Below are 21893 nucleotides of genomic sequence, written 5' to 3'. Positions count from 1 at the left end.
AGGACTCAGGGCCACCCAACAACTCTGGAATTACAAATTCCCCTACTACCGGAATAAACACCAGCATTGAACCAGCGATAATGCCACTTTTTGACAGCGGCAAAGTTACCTTTAAAAAGGTTTGCCAAGGTTTTGCCCCTAAATCAGCTGAGGCTTCCAATAGAGAATGATCCAGTTTGGTTAGAATCGCATAGATAGGTAGCACCATAAACGGCAGATATGTGTAAACCACTCCCACATATACAGCAAAGTTTGTATTTAGCATTGGCAACGGGCTATCAATAACTCCCAACCCCATCAGCAAATTATTGATTAGCCCATTGTTTTTTAAAATCCCTATCCAGGCATAAACCCGAATTAAAAACGAAGTCCAGGAAGGCAACAATATCGACAACAATAAAATAGTTTTCCACTTATCAGAAGCTTGCACCATGGCATATGCCATCGGGTAACCTAATAACAAACAGAATATTGTTGAAAGAAAAGCAATTTTTAACGAGCTGATATAAGCGGCTAAATACAGGTCATCTTCAAGTAAAAATAAATAATTACCTAAATTCAGGATAACTTTAATGGTTTCATCAGCATATTGAAATACTTCAGAATATGGCGGTATCGCTGTTTCCGCTTCAGATAAGCTGATTTTTAAAACAATGATAAAAGGAACCAAGAAAAATACCAACAGCCAGCCATAGGGGATCCCTACAATAAAGCTGCGCCCGGATGGTATCCAACGTAAAAACTTATAGCTATTGATATTAAAGTTCATGACGTTAGCACCACACCACTATCATCTTCCCAACTGATATAGACCGGGTCATCCCAGGTAGGGCGATCCATTTTTCGCTCGACATTGGCCATAGTTGATTGAATAACTGTGCCATTTATCAGCTTTATATAATAAACAGAATGCCCGCCTAAATAGGCTATATCATGCACGACCCCTTTTGCCCAGTTATATTGCCCCCGTGGTTTGGTAATAGTGACAAAGGTTTTTTCTGGACGGATAGCAACGAATACCCACTTTTCTTCCAACGCAGTAATAATGCCCTGACTGAAATAAATATCCCTTTCTAATTGAGGAGAGCTAATGATCACATGGTCCACTTCATCTTTTACAACTTCGCCTTCAAAGATATTAACTGAACCAATAAACTCAGCGGTCATACGACAGTTAGGGGTTTCATAAATATCAACTGGCGTCCCTACTTGCACAATCCAACCATCATTCATGATGCCAATGCGCTCAGCCATTGTCATGGCTTCTTCCTGGTCATGTGTCACCATAATACAGGTCACGCCAACTTCTTCCAGAATTTGCACAACTTCTAACTGCATACGACTGCGTAGCTTTTTGTCCAATGCTCCCATTGGCTCGTCAAGCAATAGCAGTTTTGGGCGCTTTGCTAAGCTCCTGGCCAGTGCCACTCGCTGCTTTTGACCACCCGACAGTTGATGTGGTTTACGCTTGGCGTATTGCTCCATATGCACCAGTTTTAGCATTTCCTTTACCCTAGCAGCCACTTGTTCTTTGGGTAGTTTGTCCTGCTTTAAGCCGAAAGCTATATTTTGTTCCACAGTCATATGCGGAAACAGCGCATACGACTGAAACATCATATTAATCGGACGTTGGTATGGAGGTAAGTCAGTGATATCTTCGCCATCTAAATAGATACGCCCAGCTGTAGGCTGCTCAAACCCAGCCAACATCCTTAAAAGGGTTGATTTGCCTGATCCCGAACCACCCAGTAGCGCAAAAATCTCACCTTTTTTAATTTCAAGCGACACATCATCTACAGCCAAGGTAGTATTAAAATGCTTTGTAAGTTGCTTAATTTCTACCAATACATGATCACGCTGAGGTGGCAGCCCATTACTTCCCAGGCCCCCCACAACAGTTTCTGCCATAATTCGTTATTCTCCAATCTGAAGTCACTAAGAATCTTTCGCGAAGGGTATACTGGCTTGATGCTGGAAAGCAAAAAAGTTGAGAAATAAATTTTGAAAAAGCGCCTACTTATCTGGCTTCATCTTTGTTCAAGCATTACCGATAGGATTAGTTCAGCTTTTATCAAACAGAAAGCAATAAGTATTTGCGCTCCCAAGAGCTGATAATGCGCTTAAAGTTTTCACTTTCTGTTTCTTTAACCGCTACATAAGCATCAACAAACTTTTGGCCCAACATGTCGCATAAAGGCTTACACTGCGCTAAGCCTAACAAAGCATGTTCTAGACTTGATGGCAGGCTGTAATTTTCTATTTTATGGGCATTACCTGTTGAAGGTTCACTGGGCTTTAATTTTTCCAGCATTCCCATATAGCCACATATTAGCGAACCAGCTACAGCTAAATAAGGGTTGGCATCGGCTCCTGCCAGTCGGTTTTCCACCCGACGATTTTCTGGTAATGACTCCGGTACCCGAAACGCGACAGTTCGATTATCGACTCCCCATTCAACATTTAAAGGTGCCGACTCACCAGGCAAAAACCGCCGATAAGAATTCACGTTAGGTGCAAACAATGGCATAGCACTAGGAATGTATTTTTGCAGTCCACCAATAAATCCTTCAAACAACGGCGTAACTTTTCCACCATTGCGATCATTAAAAATATTTTGTCCAGTTTGACTATCATGGACACTCAAATGAATATGCATCGCACTACCAGGCTCGTCGGTAATCGGTTTAGCCATAAAAGTAGCTGTAACACTGTGCTTGAGCGCTACTTCCCGTACGGTTCGCTTAAACAGAAACACCTGATCAGCAAGGGTTAACGCATCCCCATGCTGAAAATTAATTTCCATCTGTGCAGTGCCCTCTTCATGAATCAGCGTATCCACATCTAGCCCTTGCGCCTCGCAATAGTCATAAACATCTTCAAAAAGCGGGTCAAACTCGTTTACAGCATCGATACTAAACGACTGTCGTCCAGTTTCTTGTCGACCTGAGCGACCAACAGGGGGTTGTAAAGGGTGATCAGGATTAATATTGGTTTTGGTTAGATAAAACTCTAACTCCGGAGCAATGATTGGGCTCCAACCTTTTTCTTTATAAAGTTTGAGGATTTTTTTTAACAGATTACGGGGTGATAACTCCATTGGGTTATCATGTTTATCGTATACATCGTGGATGATCTGAGCTGTTGGTTCTTGTGCCCAGGGCACCAAATAAATAGCTTGGGGATCTGGACGTAGCTTAATATCAACTTCAGCTGGGTTAGTTAATTTATAATACAGTTCATCCGCCACGTAATCTCCCGTCACTGTTTGGATTAAAACAGCTTCAGGTAAACGAACTCCCATATCCTGACAAAACTTATTGGCAGGCATAATCTTTCCTCTGGCAATGCCAGTAAAGTCAGCAATTAAACACTCAACCTCGGTAATATTATGTTCTTTGATCCAAGCTTTGATTGACTCCATATCTGTCTCGACCGTTTTTCTATTTTTATATCAGCTTACTATGAATATAGCTCTGCTTGCTGATCATGATATATCAAAAAAAGCTACCAGGAAGGTAGCTTTTAATTATACTCGTCTTTTTTCACCTAAAATGACTAGTGATAGATAACACCAAAGTGTGTTTTTATTTTGCTTTAAGCAATAGCCGTAGCTCTGCCAGGTTTTCTTTGGTTATCCACAACCAACGTTGATTATTACCACCATGATACTTCCATAAACCTATTTTCAGTTGGCGGATATAGAAATCCAATACTTGCTCTGAGTTAGCTGCACTACGGATTATCTCTTTATCAACTTGCCAGCTGTTTAGCTTGCTATCCTTACAGGGTGCCACAAAGCTAATGGCACCATTAGCTGCTTTAGATACCTGCAAGCAATGGTTTGGATGTGACTTAGGCATTATCCTACCAGCATTATCTCTATGCCAAAGTTGGTTATCTTTACCCTGACAATAACTAGGACTTACAGCATACTGTGCATTTTCCAGGCGGTTCTTAGTAACAGTAACACAAGCACCTAACTTAGAAACCAGCAACCAATAAGGTTTTTGAGAGCCATCATCTTTCACTACCAAAGTGAAAGTATCTTCTGCTGCACCACCAGTTGAGCTAAACACAGACAGTTTTACTTTTGCTGTACCTACCGCATCTTTCAGCGGCGTCATTTCCAGCAAAAACTTTTCTGGTGCCTGAGTTTTCTTAATAACCAAGTTACCATCAGGCAACAATGCCTGGTTATCAGAGTTTACCACAAACGTTAAATCGCTTGGCTCAGCACCTTTTACCACTAAGCTAGCACTATAGGTTTGGTTTTTTGGTATTTCGGCTCCATCCTTAGCAAAATTAACTGATAATTTGGCACTACCATCATCCTTTACAATTAAAGTGAATTTTGCTTCAGCAACACCTCCATCAAAATCAAACACAGTGATAGTAACAACTGCAGTACCTGTTGCAGTGGCTAACGGCTCCATATGCAGTGTGTAACTCCCCTTTTGCGAGCCTGCTTTTAGTTTAAGATTGGCATCTGGTAATAGGGCCTGATTATTGGAGTTAGTGACTATGGATAACTTGTCATAATCATCATCACTGATTTCCAATGGCAAGTCATAAGTTTGACCTTTTTTAATTTCCGCTTTTTTGTATTTCAGCTGAATTTTAGGGTCTTTACCTGGTCCAGGGCCTGGATCATCATTAGGATAAAGATAATTAACCCCTACTACATCTTTATCGCTTAAGCCACTGCGATTACCAAGCTTATCTGCTGGCACACTTGGGTCTTTTGGAGTTATTGTAGGCCGACGGTTTTTAGAAAATGCATACGCCGAATAATGCATTACAGAATAGTAATCATAGGGACCCACATTTAAATCAGTATCTGCCTTTTGAAAGTTTCCCTCCATTCCAGACTGTATATTTTCCCAGTGAATATTAACGTAGTTATCACGATCTGCTCGAGATTGCTCATGATAAAAGCCCAGTGCATGCAAAAATTCATGAGCTATAACACCTTGATAAACACAACCTGGATAGCTTAATGATAATTGTTGTTGCCTACCGGTCATACCGACATAAGACCAACAACCAGAACCATTAATTACTCTGACATAATTACTTTGATTTGTACGTTTAACGAATTTTACATTAGTTTTAGAAGCAACATAATCAAGAGCTGCTTCAACTTTAGCTCTACCCTGACTGGGATAACTGGCGTCTATTTGATAATAAAGCACTCCGTTAGGCCACAAACTACGTTTATTTTTCGTAGGTGCGCTAAATTCAGTTACAGCCTCACCATCCTCTCTAACATCCTCAGCCTCAGTCCATGGTGATATTGCAAATGAAGCCCCATATTGCTGAACGTCCTCATGGGTACCCAAAATAATATCGCCTTCATAAATAGCTAAGCCATCTATTACTTGGTAATAGATGCGTTCATCAGTACCATTTAAATAAGTGAAATGAACAGGTCCATTAATATAACGATTAATTTCGTGTTCGGTTTGCTCTGCATAAAGGCCTGTACTCCCCAGTACAGATGCTGACAATAATACAGCTGCCGTGTGCTTTAAATTAAGGTAATGCATTTGCTAACTCCTTGCATATTGAACACCCAAATAAAAATATTTAGATATTCTTGGTTATCCAACTCACGCAAATGTAATTATAGAAATAACGCTTTTTATTGAGGGCTAAAACGAGAGACCTGGTTCACAGGTTTATTGGAACAATATGCGATATACAACAAGTGGATTTGTTACTGTTTCAGAAACGTAAAAAAAACGGCTATATCCTTTAAGATATAGCCGCTATAGCCTTCTCAAATGTCCTTTAGGGTTTGTTGTTGTCGCTGAATACACAACTTCCAGCTAGCATTTTTTATTTCAATTAATGCTGCTATCAATAGCTACACATTAGTAAGCCAGCTCCCTAAAAATCATTCGCTTTAGCTATACATTTTTTGCTTAATTCACTTTTGGATCTAATTCGCCAGCTTCATAAAGCTGAAACATTTTTTCTAAGCTCAATGGTTTAATCTTACTGGCTTGTCCTGCAGTACCAAACGCTTCATAGCGGGCGACACAAATGTCTTTCATCGCTTTAGTCGCGACTGTCAGATATTTACGTGGATCAAATTCAGCTTTATGAGTAGCCAAGAAACGACGGATAGCACCTGTAGAAGCTAAGCGTAAATCAGTATCAATATTCACTTTACGTACACCATATTTGATGCCTTCTTGAATTTCTTTTACTGGCACGCCATAAGTCTCTGGTATTTCACCACCAAATTCATTGATTACTGCTAGCCAATCCTGTGGTACTGAAGAAGAGCCATGCATTACTAAATGGGTATCAGGGATACGCTCATGAATAGCTTTAATGCGCTCAATGGCTAAAATATCGCCCGTTGGCTCACGGGTAAACTTATAAGCACCGTGGCTGGTACCAATCGCAATAGCCAATGCATCAACTTTAGTGGCTTTAACAAAATCAGCCGCTTCTTCCGGGTCAGTCAGCATTTGGTCATGGCTTAGCGTACCTTCAGCACCAATTCCATCTTCTTCTCCAGCCTGACCAGTTTCTAATGAGCCCAAACAGCCCAGCTCACCTTCGACAGAAACACCACAGGCATGAGCCATTTCAACCGTACGACGAGTAACATCAACATTATATTCATAACTGGTGGGGGTTTTACCATCTTCACCTAGCGAGCCATCCATCATTACCGAAGAAAAGCCTAGTTGAATAGAACGCTGGCACACAGCAGGAGAAGTACCATGATCCTGGTGCATAACGACTGGAATATGAGGAAATTCTTCAATTGCTGCCAAAATCAAGTGCCGTAAAAACGGAGCACCCGCATATTTTCTAGCACCTGCAGATGCCTGAACAATCACCGGGCTGTTGGTTTGATCAGCCGCTTCCATGATTGCGCGCATTTGCTCTAGGTTGTTGACATTAAATGCTGGAACGCCATAACCATGCTCGGCAGCATGGTCAAGCAACTGTCGCATACTAATCAGTGCCATTTTCAGTCCTCAAAGTAACAGCGGCAACCTCGAAACTGCCGCGATTCATATATAAAAGTGCAAGCTGTATGTGGATAGATATACCCTACAAGTTGGGTATATTTTTATTACTTTATTATTATGAACGTCGCTCTTCGGCGCGCTCTTCTAGTATTGCTACTGCTGGTAAGGTTTTCCCTTCTACATATTCCAAGAAAGCACCACCCCCAGTAGAAATATAGGACACTTGTTGCTTGATGCCGTATTTATCAACTGCTGCCAAGGTATCCCCCCCGCCAGCAATAGAGAAAGCAGCGCTATCAGCAATTGCTAAGGATAAAGCTTTGGTCCCTTCACCAAACTGATCAAATTCAAACACCCCAACAGGACCATTCCAAATAATTGTGTTAGCTTCTGCCAAAATCGTTTTGAACTGCTCGGAAGTTTGTGGCCCAACATCAAAAATCATGTCATCTTCAGCTACATCGGATACTCCTTTCAACTCCGCTGCAGCTGTTTCAGAAAACTCCTTGCCAGTGACCACATCAACAGGTAGTGGGATATCGGTTTGTGCCATCAGCTTTTTTGCTTCTGGCATTAAGTCAGCCTCATATAAAGACTTACCTACTGGATGGCCTGCCGCAGCAAGAAACGTATTGGCAATTCCGCCACCCACAATAATTTTATCCGCCACTTTGGCCAGAGACTCTAACACCGTAAGCTTGGTTGAAACTTTAGAACCACCAACAATGGCAACCAGCGGTTTAGCAGGGTTATCCAGCGCTTTGCCTAATGCATCCAGCTCATTGACTAACAACGGTCCAGCACAAGCAACAGGCGCATATTTAGCAACCCCATGAGTTGAAGCTTGAGCCCGATGAGCAGTACCAAATGCATCCATCACAAAAACATCACATAGGTTGGCCATTTGCTTGGCTAACTGGTCATCATTTTTCTTTTCGCCTTTATTAAAGCGAACATTTTCCAGTAGCACCACCTCGCCTACTTCCAGCTCAATTCCATTTAACCAGTCTCGTTCTAGCCTCACTGATTTATCTAGCAACTCAGATAAATAATCAGCGACAGGTGCTAATGAATACTCTTCAGAAAACTCACCTTCCGTTGGTCTACCCAAATGAGACATGACCAATACTTTCGCGCCAGCCTCCACTGCCTGCTGAATAGTGGGCAAAGCCGCTTGTATTCTTGCATCGCTGGTTACTTTTCCGTTTTTCACCGGCACATTTAAATCTTCGCGGATTAACACCCGCTTGCCAACAAGATCAAGATCCTTCATTTGGATCACAGCCATTGAAATCCCCCTTAAAATACAACAGCAGTTATATGTTTAACCAATGATAACTGACGTCTAACATTCTATTAGCAAACGCCCACTCATTATCGAACCAGGCAATCACTTTTACCATATTAGTGCCACTAACCTTAGTTTGAGTTAAATCGACAATTGCCGAGCGATCATCGTGATTAAAGTCACACGACGCCAGCGGTTCATCAGTTGCTCCCATTAACCCCTGTAATCGACCATGGCAAGCATCACGAATAACTTCATTTACATCCGAGACATCAGTTGCTCTGCTTACCTGCACCGTTAAATCCATAGCCGAAACATTAATAGTTGGCACGCGCATGGCTAATGCCTGAAATTTTCCTGCTAAATTAGGTAGCAGCCGATCAATCCCTTTTGCCAACCCAGTATCCACAGGAATAATCGACTGTAGAGCACTGCGTGTTAGCCGTAAATTACTATGGTGGTAAGCATCAATGACTGGCTGATCATTCATTGCCGAATGAATAGTGGTTATAGTGCCGTGCTCAATACCAAATGTGTCGTCTAAAGTTTTAATGACCGGCACAATACAGTTGGTTGTACAAGATGCACTGGAAACAATTTGATGATTAGCCTGCAATGTTTCTTCATTAACCCCAAATACGATAGTCGAATCTACCGACTCTGGCTCTGCAGGCTGAGAAAATAGCAGCCGAGGTGTTCCACTAGCTAAATGCTGCTCAGCTGTTTGCCGATCACTAAACGAGCCAGTGCATTCCAATACTAGATCTACCCCTAACTCTTTCCAGGGTAACTTGGCTGGATCAGGCTGGTTAATCACCTGAATAGGATCACTATTTATGACCAAATGATCACGCTGCCTTTTTACTGAAGCGGGAAATCTGCCATGGGTGGTATCGTAACGGGTAAGGTAAGTAATGGTATCTAAATCAGATAACTCATTAATAGCCACCACCTGCATGTGTTGGCGGTGACTGGTTTCGAACAATGCTCTTAACACGCTTTGGCCAATCCGGCCATAGCCATTGATAGCTAAACGAAATGCCATGTTAGCTAAATTCCGATTCTTAAAAACAAAAAAGGCGGTAAGTACCGCCTTATATTCTACTCTTCAAGGTTTAGTAAATCTTCCGCTACTGTGACAACATTTTCAACAGTAAAGCCAAATTCCTTGAACAGATCACCTGCAGGCGCAGATTCACCAAAGGTATGCATACCGACTATCCGACCATCTAAGCCTACATATTTGTACCAGTAATCAGCATGTGCTGCTTCAATGGCCACTCTTGCAGGCACTTCTAAAGGTAATACCTGAAGCTTATATTCAACATCCTGTGCGTCAAAGACATCAGTTGATGGCATAGAAACCACTCTCACCTTAGTACCTTTCGCCGCTAACTGCTCAGCTGCATCCATAGCCAAGCCAACTTCTGATCCAGTAGCAATTAAAATCAGCTCAGGCAAACCATCACAGTCGCGCAAGGTATAGCCGCCTTTAGCCACATTTGCCAACTGCTCATCAGTACGTGCCTGGTGAGGTAAGCCTTGACGAGAAAATACCAGGGAAGTTGGGCCGTCTTTACGTTCAATAGCTGCTTTCCAAGCCACTGCAGACTCGACTGTATCGCAAGGGCGCCACAGTGACATATTCGGTGTAGTACGCAAGCTTGCCATTTGTTCAACTGGCTGGTGGGTTGGGCCATCTTCGCCTAAACCAATGGAGTCGTGAGTATAAACAAAAATGCTGCGCTGTTTCATCAATGCGGCCATGCGTACGGCATTACGGGCATATTCCATAAAGATTAAGAACGTTGCACCGTAAGGCACAAAACCACCATGCAGGGCAATACCGTTCATAATAGCCGACATACCAAACTCACGGACACCATAGAACATGTAGTTACCGCTAGCATCTTCTTTTGTGACGCCTTTGCTGCCTTTCCACAAAGTTAGGTTAGAACCAGCTAAGTCAGCAGAGCCACCCAACAGCTCAGGTAATAATGGGCCATAAGCATTTAAAGTGTTTTGAGAAGCTTTTCGGCTGGCCAGGGTTTCGCCTTTGGTGTGGCACTCTTTAATATACGCTCCTGCCTGATCAGCAAAGTTTGCTGGTAATTCACCAGTTAAACGGCGCTCTAATTCTTCAGCTAATTCAGGATGCGCTGCTTTATAGGCAGCAAATGTTGTATTCCACTCTTGCTCAAGCCTTTCACCCTTAGCTTTTGAGTCCCAGCCCTGGTAGATATTTTCTGGAATTTCGAATGGGCCATGTTGCCAGCCAAGTTTTTCACGGGTTAAGGCAATTTCTTCATCCCCTAATGGTGCACCGTGGCAAGACTCTTTACCTTCTTTATTAGGCGAACCAAAACCAATAATAGTTTTACAACAAATTAAAGTCGGTTGGTCTGGATTGGCTCTTGCTGTCTCTATTGCTTGCTTGATAGCTTCAGCACTATGGCCATCAATACCAGGAATCACCTGCCAGCCATAAGACTCAAAGCGTTTTGGCGTGTCATCGGTAAACCAGCCTTCTACTTCACCATCGATAGAAATACCATTGTCATCATAAAATACGATCAGTTTGCCTAAACCTAAAGTACCTGCCAAAGAGCAGACTTCGTGGGAAATACCTTCCATCAAACAACCATCGCCAGTAAAAGCATAGGTGTAATGATCAATAACCTCATGGCCATCTTGGTTAAACTGAGCTGCTAGGGTTTTCTCTGCAATTGCCATCCCTACGGCATTAGCAATCCCTTGTCCAAGTGGACCTGTTGTAGTCTCCACCCCAGGTGCATAACCATATTCAGGGTGACCTGCAGTTTTGGAATGTAACTGACGGAAGTTTTTAATATCGTCAATAGAAACCTGATAACCCGCTAAATGCAGTAATGAATAAAGCAGCATTGAGCCATGCCCATTGGAAAGTACAAAGCGGTCACGGTTAGCCCAGTTAGGATTAGCTGGGTTATGTTGCAAGTATTCGCACCAGAGTACTTCAGCAATATCAGCCATTCCCATTGGCGCACCAGGGTGGCCACTTTTGGCTTTTTGTACCGCATCCATACTTAATGCACGAATGGCATTGACACGCTCTTGACGGGTCGACGACATGAAATAGTCTCCTACAGCCTAATTGGAGGGTGCTGCAAAGCAACTGTACACATGACTTTTTGCAACCCCCACTTTGCAAGTTAACTTTGGAACAGGTTTAAGCTCGAAAAAACGGTCAGTATTGTCTCTTTTTCTGGCTTTATCAGCAAATGTATTAACCGCAAAACCACAAAGGTTTGATAGCATTCCCACCAAACTGACTTACTGGTCAACTCTTTGTTGTATCAAGCATTACAGCCAATCAAGACTGACTTGCAATTTAGCTTACTCTAGCGGTCTATGCGTAAAATAAGGTAATAGTTTTACACATGCACCACTAGCCACTTTCCCACTACTGGTAATTTCCAGACTATCCTTAAATAACCTTGCATACTAAGAAAGCTACCAGTTTTATGAGTCAGTGGTTTTATAGCTTGTTTAGTGGCTTATTAATAGTTTCAGCACTAACCACTAAAGCTTGCCCTCTTCAAAAGTTAACTTACATAACCGAAGATTATCCACCACATAATTTTATGGAAGAAGGGGTATTACAGGGCATTTCGGTCGATCTGTTACTTGCTGCTTTAGCAGCCATCGACTGCCCAATCTTAAAAAACGATATCAAAATGATGCCATGGACACGTGGTTATTATATGGCTCTTAACCAGCCTGATATTGTGCTATTTGGTATGACTCGAATTAAAGAGCGCGAAAACCTTTTTAAATGGGCTGGACCTTATATGAATAGCCAAATTGGGTTAACAGCTAGAAAAGATGCTTATATTAAAGCCCATAATTTAAATGACCTTAACCGTTTAACTATTGGTGTGGTAAAAGATGATGTCGCTGAGAAGTTATTTAAAGGAATAGGTATCAATTCACCTAACTTTAAATATGGTAATAACCACCCGGAAACCTTAGCAAAAATGCTGGTATCATACCGTTTTGATGCATGGGGTTATGAAATTAACGTTGCTAGATGGATGCTAATAAAGCTGGGTTATAACATCAATGACTTCGAAACCGTGTACACATTCCCCCCCATCCAATCTAGTTACGCCTTTAGCAAAAACACACCTGATAGCACCGTTAAATTACTTCAAACAGCTCTTGATAAAATAAAAAATAAGAAAGGTAAAACAGGCAATACCCTATTAAACGAAATTTACACCAAGTATGGGGTAATTAATTGAATTATTTTAATGCAGCACTCTCAAACAAGGAACACAAGGGGAATAAAAATGAAAACCACACTCCCAACCACAACTTCACCCTGCGTGCGTAATTGCTGCTTAGATAATAACAACATATGCATTGGCTGTTTTCGCTCATTAGATGAAATACTAGAATGGCATAGAGCTAGTGAAGCTAGACGAAAACAAATTTTAGCTAATGCGAAGGCAAGACAAGAAAACAAAAGCATACCATTCACCAATGACTCTTAATTTTCCGTGACTAACCTTGCTGTTGAGTTATCATCATCTTCCGTTGCTTTATAAGATAGCACCCTATCTATTTCTGCAATAATTTTATCTTTAGTAATAGGTTTAGTAATAACACCATCCATACCTGCTTGAATACAAAGTGCTTTATCTTCTGGTAACACATTGGCAGTTAAAGCAATAATAGGTATTTTTCCCTTCTTGCCTTTTAGCTGTCGTATTTGTTTAGTAGCCTCAATACCATCAAGTACAGGCATATGCATATCCATAAAAACAATATCAAAATACTGGTTTAATAACTGGGTGAGTGCTGCTTTACCATTATCTGTAATGACAACTGAAAACCCCAGTTTAGAAAGCACTGCTCTAGCAATCATCTGATTACTGGGCGTATCATCGACTACTAGAACACGCTTGTTATAATCTCTTACCTGTTTTTCAGCAGGTGTCTGTTCAACTGGTGCCGCAATAGGCTCTAAAGGTATCCTTAAAGTAAAGGTTGAACCTTGGCCAGGATTGCTGGCTACCAGCAACTGACCACTCATCAACTGAGCAAGCTTTTGGCTGATTGCCAATCCCAGGCCAGATCCGCCATAAGAACGAGTACTAGAATGCTCAACCTGATAAAAACCTTTAAATATATTGTTTATATTTTTGTGATCAATTCCAATCCCTGTATCACGAACATTGATAATCACCCAGTTTTTATAATTAATTATGGCTGAGTCAACATCAACAACAATACACCCACGAAATGTAAATTTAATCGCATTACCCAACAAGTGTAATAATATCTGCCTAATTCTCCCTTCATCCCCAATATAATAATTACTTAGTTTATCTGAGCATTTTAAAAAAAACTTTATATTTTTTTCTTCTGAGGGAAGTACAAATAGTGCTTTAATTTCTTCAAGCAATAGCTTGAGCGAAAACTTTTTATTGTCAACATCAATTTTACCTGCTTCCACCCTAGAATAATCCAGCACATCATCAATAACGGATAAAAGCGATTTACTCGATTTATAAATCAACTCAACATAACTTGATCTTTCTGAAGAAGAGCTACTCGTTTCCATGAGCAGTTCTGCTGTTGCAACAATACCATTCAATGGCGTTCTGATTTCATGACTCATATTTGCTAAAAAAGAGCTCTTTTCTTCTCCTACCGCTTCAGCATACTCTAAGCTCTCTGCTAACTTGTTAACCTCTCTGGCTAAATTGCCTATTTCGTCAGATGTTTCAATCTGGCAACGCATAGACTTATTACCACCAGCCATTTCCTTAATACTTGCAACAATGTTAAACAGTGGTCGGGTAATATTAGAGGCATAAAGCAAACTAAGGATAAAAGAGCAAAAGCACGATACAACTAAAACAATCAGAAAAACCACTAACCCACCTTTTGTACGTGATTCAACCAGCCCCGCCTGTTCCGCTAAATTTTTATCCAGGTTAGCTATTAGCCCATTAAATTTTTTGATTATTTCACTATACTTTGCAGTCGCTTCGGCCATTTTTAAGTAGGAGCTATCAATATCTACCGCAGCCAGTTTCAGAGCGCTTTCCGTTACCTGATTGTACTGACTAATGCTGGACATTAAATTAAACAGTTTATCCAAGGGAAAGTTTTTTTGATTGTTATTTATTTCACCTGCCAATACAACTAAGCCATTAAATACACTTTGCGCATTTACCACCCAACTGTTTGTATCTTTGTAAAGTTCTTCCTTATTATTACCCAATTGAAATTCACGCAAGCTATCATAAATGAGCGCATGATTAGTAGAAAAGCTGGCATACACGTTAGTAATTTGGCTGTAATACTCTAGTTTTTGTTCTTGAAAGCCTCTGGTAAAAAGTGATTGTTCAATATAAATGTAAAGAAAATTAAATGAAACAAGCAACATCACCAACATGAAACACAGTGGAAACACTAGTGTTTTTGCACGAAGGGACCAGAGCAATTTCATTTATGCTTCTCAAATGATTGAAGCAAAAAATACAACAAGATAATTATGAATAAATAATGTCTTTTCCATGAAAAAACTCCCACCTCCTTGCCTGTTAAAATTTTGTTCTTAAATTATAGTCAACTTCTGCTACCCTTTTTTATTTTGCAAAATATAAGCTATTAAAGCTTTCAGAGAATTGTTTGAAAATACAACTCGCAGCCTCAAAAAGATCAATTTTCAACCAATCCTGGACTTGCCTCTATATATCACCACTGCCACCAATCTATATCAAAAAAATTTGATATAGATGTTGTAGCTGATTTAAGCAACTGCTACACTGGCAGCCATGACTACTAACTCGCTATCTCAAGCTAGCATAACTCAAGATTTAGGCTCTGCTCTTATTAGCTCTGAGGCTCTAGCTAGTTTTTGCAAGGCCAGCGCTGATCCGCTACGACTAGATATCTTACGAGTGCTTAAAGCAGACTCATTTGGTGTGTTAGAGCTATGCGCTATTCTCGACATAAAGCAGTCAGCGCTTAGTCATCATTTAAAAGTAATGGCAAAGGCTGGATTACTGACAACCAGACGAGAAGGTAATACGATTTTTTACCGACGAGAATGGCCCAGGCCAGATCATGCTACAGCTCAGTTACTGACGACTCTTTATAAAACTGTCGATCTGCTTCCGATAACGAAAGCAACTCAGAACAGACTCCAGCAAGTTAAACTACAACGAGCAGAAACCGCCAGAGCGTTCTTTGCTAAATTTGCTGATAAGTTTCGTCAACAGCAGGAGCTGATTGCAGAATACGACATTTATGCCGCCAGCCTTAAAGAAGTCCTGACTACCCTGGCTATTCCCGCAGATAGTACAGCAGTTGAAATTGGGCCAGGCGAAGGCCAGTTTTTAAATGTATTATCTCCACTATATAGCCAAGTAATTGCTGTTGACATTTCCCAGGAAATGCTAGAGAAAGCTAAGTTGTTTGCCGCAGACCAGCAGTTAAATAATATTCAGTTTATTCATCAAGAAGCTGTCGAAGCTTTAGTAACACCCCTGACAGCTAACTGTATAGTGATGAATATGGTATTACACCACGTACCCTCCCCAGCTGAATTGTTTATTAAAGCAAGTGAAGTATTAATACCTGGTGGATCATTATTAATTAGCGATTTATGTGCCCATGACCAGAGCTGGGTACAACAAGCCTGTGGCGATATGTGGTTAGGTTTTACAGAAGAAGAAGTAAATGGCTGGGTTCAACAGACTGACCTTGAACCAAAAGAAAGCCTGTATCTGGGGTTGCGCAATGGATTTCAACTTCAAGTGCGGCATTTTACTAAGCCAGAAACAATCATGACTAGTAACTGATTAAATTAGGAAAATAACCAATGAGCGAATATTCCGTCTTTACTTCTGAATCTGTATCAGAAGGCCATCCAGATAAAATAGCGGATCAAATTTCAGATGCAATTTTAGATGCCATTATTGCAGACGATAATAACGCACGGGTTGCAGTCGAAACATTAGTAAAAACCGGAATGGTTTTAGTCGCCGGAGAAGTACGCACTAACACATACGTCGATATTGAAGATTTAGTACGTGAAGTCGTTTTGGATATTGGTTATAACCACTCCGAAATGGGATTTGATGGCGCCTCCTGTGCTGTATTAAATGCCATTGGTAAACAATCATCAGATATTGCAATAGGTGTAGATGAAGCAGAACACAAAGAGATGGGGGCTGGTGACCAAGGTTTAATGTTTGGTTACGCCACTAATGAAACAGACGTATTAATGCCCGCCCCCATTACATATGCTCACCGCTTAGTTAAACGCCAAGCAGAAGTTAGAAAAAATGGCATTTTACCTTGGCTAAGGCCAGACGCTAAAAGCCAAGTAACTTTTTTATATGATCAACAAGGCAAACCTTGTGGTATTGATGCTGTTGTATTATCAACCCAGCATAAAGATGGCATTAAACAGTCAGAAATACGCGAAGCAGTTTTAGAGACCATCATTCAGCCTGTTTTGCCCGAAGAATGGTTAACCCCAAAAACTAAATACTTTATTAACCCCACTGGTAAATTTGTTATTGGCGGCCCGGTAGGTGATTGTGGTTTAACTGGCCGAAAAATCATTGTTGATACTTATGGCGGTATGGCTCGCCACGGTGGTGGTGCATTTTCAGGTAAAGACCCTTCTAAAGTAGACCGCAGTGCTGCATACGCAGGTCGCTATGTAGCAAAAAATATTGTCGCTGCAGAGTTGGCTGATCGTTGTGAAATTCAAGTGTCTTATGCTATTGGGGTAGCCGAGCCTACTTCAATTAGCGTGAATACGTTTGGCACAGGCAAAATTAGCGATGATCAAATCATCGCGCTAATTCGCGAGCACTTTGACCTGCGTCCAAAAGGTTTGATCGACATGCTCGACTTAAACCGCCCCATTTATAAATCAACTGCCGCTTATGGTCATTTTGGTCGTAAAGAAGCCAAGTTTACTTGGGAAAAAACAGATAAAGCCGATCTTTTAAAACAAACAGCTAAAATCTAACTAAATTTTAAGGGTAAGCTCATGGCTAACGACTACAAAGTTGCTGATATTTCTCTCGCCGACTGGGGCCGCAGAGAAATTAAAATTGCCGAATCAGAAATGCCTGCACTGATGGCAATTCGCCGTAAATACAGTGACAGTAAACCGCTGGCGGGTGCAAAAATTCTTGGTTGTATCCATATGACCATCCAAACAGCAGTTTTAATCGAAACCTTAATTGAATTGGGTGCAGAAGTACGCTGGTCTTCTTGTAATATTTTCTCTACCCAAGACCATGCAGCAGCAGCTATAGCAGCCAGTGGTACCCCTGTATTTGCTTGGAAAGGAGAAACTGAAGAGGAATACGTTTGGTGTATTGAACAAACTATTCTTAAAGACAGTAGCCCTTGGGATGCCAATATAGTGCTTGACGATGGCGGTGACTTAACTGAAATCCTGCATAATAAATACCCTGAAATGCTGAATCATATCCATGGTATTTCAGAAGAAACCACTACAGGTGTCCACCGCCTGTTAGAAATGCTAGAAAAAGGCACCTTAAAAGTACCAGCAATTAATGTTAACGACTCAGTTACCAAGTCTAAAAATGATAACAAATACGGCTGCCGTCACAGCTTAAATGATGCGATTAAACGTGCTACAGACCATTTATTGGCAGGCAAAAAAGCTTTAGTTATCGGTTATGGTGATGTAGGTAAGGGTTCTGCTGCTTCATTACGCCAGGAAGGTATGATTGTTAAGGTAACAGAAATAGACCCGATCTGTGCTATGCAAGCTTGCATGGATGGCTTTGAAGTAGTTTCTCCTTACATCAGTGGCATTAATACTGGTACTCCAGAAGGCATTAACCGTGAGTTATTAGGCACAACTGATTTATTGGTAACTACCACAGGTAATGTGCATGTATGTGATCGAAATATGCTACAAGCACTAAAATCTGGCGCAGTTGTTTGTAACATTGGCCATTTTGATACTGAAATCGATACAGCATTTATGCGGGAAAACTGGGAGTGGGAAGAAATAAAGCCCCAAGTCCATAAAGTTCATCGTAATACCGCTACTGACGACCATATTTTACTATTATCAGAAGGTCGTCTGGTTAACCTGGGTAACGCAACAGGCCATCCTTCACGAATCATGGACGGCTCATTTGCCAACCAAGTACTTGCACAAATTCACTTATACCAGGGCAAATTTGGCGAATTGCCTGCTGGTGAAAAGTCAAAGAATTTATATGTCAGAATTCTACCGAAAAAACTTGACGAAGAAGTCGCTCGTTACATGGTAGAAGGCTTTGGTGGGGTTATTACTAAAATGACAGAACAACAGGCTAAATATGTGAACACCCCAGTTGAGGGGCCGTTTAAACCGGATAATTATAAATACTAAATTATCCTTCTCAAATAGCTTTTATACTTTTAATAATTAAGCCATAAAAGCTAGCGGATATAAATAATAGGGTATTTTGTAGCCTTTTTAAACCTTGATAGACTAGAAATGGTCCTTCAAGAGTGGAAGATAAATACCCTGTTATTCCATATCGAACACTAGGCATATTTTCAACACCCTTTCGCAACAGCTAACAACCCTATCCGAGAAGGCAACAACATTGCTTATAAATACATTATGAAAACACAATCATCGCTTCCAATCAGTTTTGAGTTTTTCCCAGCAAAAACCGATAATGGTGCAGAAAAACTGTTAAATACAGCCAAGAAACTCGCTGCCAGCAATCCTGAATTTTTTTCTGTAACCTATGGCGCAGCAGGTTCAACCCGTGATCGTACAGCTGGAACTGTATTTGATATTAAAAATTTAACTAACATCCCAACAGCACCTCACTTATCCTGTATAGGTGCGAATAAAAATGAAATAGCCGAATTATTAGCGCTTTACCAACAACATGATATAAAAAGAATTGTAGCCTTAAGAGGAGATTTGCCTTCTGGAATGGGCTTAGCTTCTGGCGAAATGCGTTATGCTAATGAACTGGTTGAGTTTATTCGCGAACAAAGTGGTGATCAATTTTACTTAGAAGTGGCAGCCTATCCAGAAGTTCATCCTCAAGCGCCTAATGCCGAAAAAGATCTAGAAAACTTTAAACGCAAAATCGATGCAGGTGCCAACTCTGCCATTACCCAATATTTCTTTAATGCTGATAGTTACTTTTACTTTGTTGAACGTTGCCAACAGCTGAAAATTGACGTGCCAATTATTCCCGGCATTATGCCAATCACCAACTATACCAAACTGGCCCGCTTTAGCGATGCCTGTGGAGCAGAAATCCCTCGCTGGATTCGCAAACAATTAGAAGCCTACGGTGATGATGCTACCAGCATCAAAAAATTTGGTGAACAAGTGATTACTCAACTTTGTGAAAAATTAATCAGCCAAGGCGTACCAGGCATTCACTTTTATACCTTAAATCAGGCTGAGCCTAGTTTGGCTATTGTAAATAATTTAGGATTGGGGAAATAAAGAGGCTGGTTCTATAAGCCTCTTTTTATTTTACTAAATCAATAATCGTTATATAAAATTACTGAGGTAAACTAGTTGTTGGCAACAATCCTATGGTTCCATCAATATCAGTTAACCCACCATCTGCTGTAATAATAGCTGTAGCAGCCTCTCTTTGATTAAAACTAGCCATCGACTGAATCAGGTCATCCACTTGATAAGCACTTAACTCACTCTCTTCTGAAACTGGATCAATCAAGCTGCTAACACCTTCCTGATAATATGAATCATTACCTAAAAGGATATCATTACCAGCACCACCTAAAAGGTAGTCTGAGTCACCTGCACCTGAAAGATTATTGTACTCATTTCCAGTCAGGTAGTCGAAATCGTCATTATTTGTACTCAATTCAACTGTAGGTGTAGATTGAAAAAACTCATCAATTTTTGCAGTATCGTCATTACTCTTAGCTGTAATGGTTAATCCATATTCAATTTCACCAAATAAGCTTTGAGTCTCACTATCATCAGATATTAAGTCTTTATTAGTAGACTGCTGATAGACAACTGCCCCCAAGCTAATGATTTGGTAATTTGACTGGAGATTATTGGTTTCTATACTATCACTTATGCTAGTTACTGCTGCTATGTCACTATTACTCATATTACTCTTTTCAAAATATAAAAGCTCATAGAGACAACACTATAAAATAAATACTACAAATAAGACATAACCAATAACATTACATAACCAGACTTAACATAATATCTACATGTATATCCATGTAGATTATGTTCTGTTTAGCAACTACCCAACCTTCCTCGAATAATGATCAAAAGCAGTGATTTTTTGATACCCCACTTTTTCATATAAAGCTTTTGCTTCATTATTATCTACGGCTGTCGCAAGTTTGACTGTTAATGCATCAGTATCAAGTGCTAATTGTTGAGCTTGCTCCAATAGCGCCTCTGCTATACCTTTTTTACGGTAATCAGGGTGCACATATAAGTCATTAAGATACCACATTCGTTTCATGGCTACAGATGAAAACGCAGGATAAAGCTGGGTGAACCCCACAGATTGGTTGTTAACGAATGCTAAAAATATCACTGAGTCTTTATTTACTAGCCTTTCCTTAATAAAGGCTGTAGATGAGGTTAAATCAGTAGCTTGCTTATAAAACTGACGGTATTTGTCGAACAAAATAGCAACCTGGTTAAGATTTTCTAGTGTTGCTTTTCTAACTTCCATCAACTCTCTCCTACAGGTTTCGTATAATTTTTACAGTATTATACTGCCAAAAAATGTATTCCTACAGGATTGCGCATTAATACAAGTGAAATTAACAGCTGGTATCTGAAGCTAAGAATAACTAACTGGATTTTACTACCATCAATTCCAGCTGCATGGCGATACTTCTGGCAGCTGATGCCTGTTCAGCTAAATCGTCAACCACTCGGTATAAACAAACAGCATCCAATGAATTAAGCTGGTCTTCAAGGCTATAAATTACTTTACGATTTTCTCTTAACTGGGTTCTAGCAGTATCTTCTAAATCTTCTACTTCTTGGGTCATTTCTGAAATAATATCAGCTTCTTTGCCTCTAAAGCCTGTTTCCAATAGATCATCTAACTCCCCAACACAACGATGAGCTAAGGTCGTGGTATCAACCACCACCTTTACAAATTGACTGAGTGGACTAATCACTTTTTCAGGAATAACTAACTGGCGGGAAATAATTCGGGTGGTAATATTATCTGCAATATTAGCAACTTCGTCTTGATCATAAACTAGTTTAAATAATAACTCTCGGGGTACAGGGGTTAAAATTCCAGCTGGTAGTCGTTGGAGGATTTCTTTTTTCAGTTCATCGGCTTCATGTTCAAGCTCATAAATATGCCGCTCTATAACAGCAGCTTCTTCCCAGTCATCACCTGCAGCTGCTTGCATAAATTTAGGTAGAAGCTCAACACAGCTAAGGACTTTAACCATGTGTTGTTGAATAGGGTGGAAAGGTGAACGGGCAAAAAGATCAATGATAGCGTGGCGAAACATAAGCCTTCCCCCTTCCTTTAGTTCATTTACACTTTTATAAGCTTAGCACTTAGGCA

General features: G+C 40.6%; 18 protein-coding genes (1 of these 18 only partly in view). 6 read left to right on the top strand and 12 right to left on the bottom strand.

What is annotated here, in order from left to right; genetic code table 11:
- The 8 genes from G4Y78_RS02475 to tkt all read right to left on the bottom strand — a co-directional run.
- On the bottom strand, positions 1-769 hold the 5' portion of the coding sequence (locus G4Y78_RS02475; protein WP_163831335.1) for an ABC transporter permease subunit. 152 nt of this gene lie to the left of the window's left edge; only the first 769 of its 921 coding nucleotides appear in the window; its start codon is at positions 767-769; the stop codon falls past the left edge of the window.
- A complete protein-coding gene (gene potA / locus G4Y78_RS02470) occupies positions 766-1908 on the bottom strand; it encodes a polyamine ABC transporter ATP-binding protein (protein ID WP_163831333.1) in 1143 nt (380 codons plus the stop codon). The genes G4Y78_RS02475 and potA overlap by 4 nt, the downstream gene beginning before the upstream one ends.
- Positions 1909-2071: 163 nt before the next feature.
- A complete protein-coding gene (locus tag G4Y78_RS02465; protein WP_163831331.1) occupies positions 2072-3421 on the bottom strand; it encodes a glutamine synthetase family protein in 1350 nt (449 codons plus the stop codon).
- A 163-nt stretch (positions 3422-3584) separates the two neighbouring features.
- Complete coding sequence (locus G4Y78_RS02460; protein ID WP_163831328.1) at positions 3585-5546, bottom strand: M12 family metallopeptidase; 1962 nt, start codon at positions 5544-5546, stop codon at positions 3585-3587.
- Between the two features lie 378 nt (positions 5547-5924).
- A complete protein-coding gene (fba, locus tag G4Y78_RS02455) occupies positions 5925-6989 on the bottom strand; it encodes a class II fructose-bisphosphate aldolase (RefSeq protein ID WP_163831326.1) in 1065 nt (354 codons plus the stop codon).
- Between the two features lie 118 nt (positions 6990-7107).
- Positions 7108-8280: a phosphoglycerate kinase gene (locus G4Y78_RS02450; protein WP_163831325.1), complete on the bottom strand. Its 1173-nt coding sequence runs from the start codon at positions 8278-8280 to the stop codon at positions 7108-7110.
- Positions 8281-8308: 28 nt separating this feature from the next.
- Positions 8309-9325, bottom strand: a complete 1017-nt coding sequence (locus G4Y78_RS02445; protein WP_163831323.1) for a type I glyceraldehyde-3-phosphate dehydrogenase — start codon at positions 9323-9325, stop codon at positions 8309-8311.
- Positions 9326-9381: 56 nt separating this feature from the next.
- A complete protein-coding gene (tkt, locus tag G4Y78_RS02440) occupies positions 9382-11391 on the bottom strand; it encodes a transketolase (RefSeq protein WP_163831321.1) in 2010 nt (669 codons plus the stop codon).
- Positions 11392-11783: 392 nt separating this feature from the next.
- Here tkt and G4Y78_RS02435 point away from each other — a divergent pair, with 392 nt between their 5' ends.
- Complete coding sequence (locus G4Y78_RS02435; RefSeq protein WP_163831319.1) at positions 11784-12563, top strand: substrate-binding periplasmic protein; 780 nt, start codon at positions 11784-11786, stop codon at positions 12561-12563.
- 48 nt (positions 12564-12611) lie between these two features.
- Complete coding sequence (locus G4Y78_RS02430; RefSeq protein WP_163831317.1) at positions 12612-12815, top strand: DUF1289 domain-containing protein; 204 nt, start codon at positions 12612-12614, stop codon at positions 12813-12815.
- Here the strand turns inward: G4Y78_RS02430 and G4Y78_RS02425 are convergent.
- Positions 12812-14782, bottom strand: coding sequence for an ATP-binding protein (locus G4Y78_RS02425; protein ID WP_163831315.1), 1971 nt, complete (start codon positions 14780-14782; stop codon positions 12812-12814). The genes G4Y78_RS02430 and G4Y78_RS02425 overlap by 4 nt on opposite strands.
- Before the next feature lie 328 nt (positions 14783-15110).
- On the opposite strand from G4Y78_RS02425, the gene G4Y78_RS02420 reads away from it, so the two are divergent.
- From G4Y78_RS02420 to metF, 4 genes are all read left to right on the top strand, one after another.
- Positions 15111-16139 (top strand): ArsR/SmtB family transcription factor, encoded by a 1029-nt coding sequence (locus tag G4Y78_RS02420; RefSeq protein ID WP_163831313.1) that lies wholly within the window; start codon positions 15111-15113, stop codon positions 16137-16139.
- A 20-nt stretch (positions 16140-16159) separates the two neighbouring features.
- On the top strand, positions 16160-17323 hold the full coding sequence (metK, locus tag G4Y78_RS02415) for a methionine adenosyltransferase (protein WP_163831311.1): 1164 nt from the start codon (positions 16160-16162) through the stop codon (positions 17321-17323).
- 21 nt (positions 17324-17344) lie between these two features.
- On the top strand, positions 17345-18712 hold the full coding sequence (gene ahcY, locus G4Y78_RS02410; RefSeq protein WP_163831310.1) for an adenosylhomocysteinase: 1368 nt from the start codon (positions 17345-17347) through the stop codon (positions 18710-18712).
- Between the two features lie 237 nt (positions 18713-18949).
- Positions 18950-19801, top strand: a complete 852-nt coding sequence (metF, locus tag G4Y78_RS02405; RefSeq protein WP_163831308.1) for a methylenetetrahydrofolate reductase [NAD(P)H] — start codon at positions 18950-18952, stop codon at positions 19799-19801.
- A 58-nt stretch (positions 19802-19859) separates the two neighbouring features.
- Here the strand turns inward: metF and G4Y78_RS02400 are convergent, their stop codons facing one another.
- The 3 genes from G4Y78_RS02400 to G4Y78_RS02390 form a co-directional block, all read right to left on the bottom strand.
- The gene (locus G4Y78_RS02400) at positions 19860-20444 is read right to left on the bottom strand and encodes a hypothetical protein (RefSeq protein ID WP_163831306.1); all 585 of its coding nucleotides are present in this window, start codon (positions 20442-20444) and stop codon (positions 19860-19862) included.
- A 144-nt stretch (positions 20445-20588) separates the two neighbouring features.
- The gene (locus G4Y78_RS02395; protein ID WP_163831304.1) at positions 20589-21032 is read right to left on the bottom strand and encodes a GNAT family N-acetyltransferase; all 444 of its coding nucleotides are present in this window, start codon (positions 21030-21032) and stop codon (positions 20589-20591) included.
- A gap of 121 nt (positions 21033-21153) precedes the next feature.
- Positions 21154-21837 carry a TIGR00153 family protein gene (locus G4Y78_RS02390; protein ID WP_163831302.1) on the bottom strand — a complete coding sequence of 228 codons (684 nt, stop codon included), beginning with the start codon at positions 21835-21837 and terminating at the stop codon, positions 21154-21156.
- Between the last annotated feature and the right edge of the window lie 56 nt (positions 21838-21893).

Origin of the sequence: Spartinivicinus ruber (assembly GCF_011009015.1) — a bacterium.
In the GTDB taxonomy this organism is placed as follows: domain Bacteria; phylum Pseudomonadota; class Gammaproteobacteria; order Pseudomonadales; family Zooshikellaceae; genus Spartinivicinus; species Spartinivicinus ruber.
Note: the sequence above shows the minus strand (reverse complement) of the source record. Positions and strands in the feature narration are given on the sequence as shown.